Raw genomic sequence first — 1557 nt, forward strand, 5'->3', positions numbered from 1 at the left:
AGCCGGAGATCTAAATCAACCGACTCATCAAAATTGGCTGTTTTGGTCTGTTTGATCAGATCACAAGCCTCTTCGATGGTGTATTCCATATCACGGTCAATTAATTCAGCGACCTTCTGATATTTCTTACCTCTTTTTGCCATTTCTTACATCCTTTTATTTATCTCGGATTACTCGCAAACCCATGCTGCGTGCAGTACCGGCTATCATTTCAGCCGCTCTCTCCACGTCAAAAGCGTTGAGATCTTCCATCTTCTCTTCTGCAATCTCCTTGCATTGAGACCAGGTAACCTTCCCTACTTTCGCGCGGTTTGGTTCACCTGAACCGGATTTAATCTTCGCGGCTTTCTTAAGAAGAACAGCAGCGGGTGGAGTCTTTGTTTTGAAAGTAAAAGACTTATCCGCATAGACTGTAATCTCAACCGGTACTATTGTACCCGCCTTGTCTTGGGTTTTTGCATTAAATGCCTTACAAAACTCCATGATGTTGATTCCGGCCTGGCCTAAAGCTGGACCTACCGGAGGAGCAGGGTTTGCCTGTCCACCAACAATTTGAAGTTTTAGCACTGTATCTACTTTTTTTGCCATATTGAATCAATTAGCGATTCGTGCTTCTGTTTGCTGCGTAATAGCTCACGTTTATGTTCTTATGTAGCTGATTCGACCTGATCCAGGTCAACCTCAACAGGGGTTTTCCGTCCAAAAATACTTACCATTACTCTCAGTTTGAGTTTGTCGGCAAGTACCTCCTGAACGGTACCGTCAAATTCCTTAAATGGACCGTCAACAACTTTAACGATGTCTCCTTCTTTGTATGGAATATCAACCACACCGCCTTTTTCGACAGCTTCCTGGTTGTCCATAACTCTTCCAATAATTCGTTCAACTTCATTCTTCTTCAATGGCTGAGGAACGACTTCATTTTTTCCGGCTTTCAAAAAGCCGAGACAAGAAGGAGCACTTTGCACTAAATTGTTTACCTCTTCATCATAGCGGGTTTTCACTAAAATGTAACCCGGAAAAAAATTCTTCTCTTTTGTTCTCTTCTTACCGGACCGAATCTCAATAACTGTTTCTGTAGGAATTAAAATCTCACTGATTTTATGTTCCAAGCCCTGTTCCTCAATCTCTCGGGTAAGATACTCTTTGACTTTTTTTTCGTGACTGGTAAAGCAGCGAACCACATACCAGTCAAAACTATCATCAGAACTCATCTATAGATCGCCTCCAGAATTGTACTGTATACCTGATCAACACCAAAAATGAAAAGTGAAATAATAATTGTGAACACAATCACAATGATGGTATTGTCAATTAATTCTTGCTGTGTAGGCCAGGTGACTTTCGCCATCTCTTTTCGTACACCTTCAATGAAATTCTTCAGCTTTTCCATATATACGTTAAGGCTTAATTTATTTGCACGGGCGGAGAGATTCGAACTCCCGACACCTGGTTTTGGAGACCAGTGCTCTGACCAGACTGAGCTACGCCCGTAAATAGCACAAAAGGTAAAACTGTCATCAGCTTTACCTTAGTGCCAATAAATTCTGACTTTTT

At 41.6% G+C, this 1557-nt stretch carries 3 protein-coding genes and 1 tRNA gene; all 4 read right to left on the reverse strand.

The features are described 5' to 3' along the window. Window positions 1-156: 156 nt before the first annotated feature. Window positions 157-588: a 50S ribosomal protein L11 gene (gene rplK, locus BG260_RS10775; RefSeq protein ID WP_069132540.1), complete on the reverse strand. Its 432-nt coding sequence runs from the start codon at window positions 586-588 to the stop codon at window positions 157-159. 59 nt (window positions 589-647) lie between these two features. Then, window positions 648-1214: a transcription termination/antitermination protein NusG gene (gene nusG / locus BG260_RS10780; RefSeq protein ID WP_069132542.1), complete on the reverse strand. Its 567-nt coding sequence runs from the start codon at window positions 1212-1214 to the stop codon at window positions 648-650. Further along, window positions 1211-1393 (reverse strand): preprotein translocase subunit SecE, encoded by a 183-nt coding sequence (secE, locus tag BG260_RS10785; protein WP_069132544.1) that lies wholly within the window; start codon window positions 1391-1393, stop codon window positions 1211-1213. The genes nusG and secE overlap by 4 nt, the downstream gene beginning before the upstream one ends. Window positions 1394-1419: 26 nt before the next feature. Further along, window positions 1420-1494: transfer RNA gene (locus tag BG260_RS10790), tRNA-Trp, on the reverse strand. Between the last annotated feature and the right edge of the window lie 63 nt (window positions 1495-1557).

The organism is Rhodohalobacter halophilus, from assembly GCF_001715195.1.
GTDB classification, from domain to species: Bacteria; Bacteroidota; Rhodothermia; order Balneolales; family Balneolaceae; genus Rhodohalobacter; species Rhodohalobacter halophilus.

Bases quoted from the DNA above. Each gene is read 5' to 3' on its own strand.
- rplK (WP_069132540.1), bottom strand. From the start codon at position 588: ATGGCAAAAAAAGTAGATACAGTGCTAAAACTTCAAATTGTTGGTGGA.
- nusG (WP_069132542.1), bottom strand. From the start codon at position 1,214: ATGAGTTCTGATGATAGTTTTGACTGGTATGTGGTTCGCTGCTTTACC.
- secE (WP_069132544.1), bottom strand. From the start codon at position 1,393: ATGGAAAAGCTGAAGAATTTCATTGAAGGTGTACGAAAAGAGATGGCG.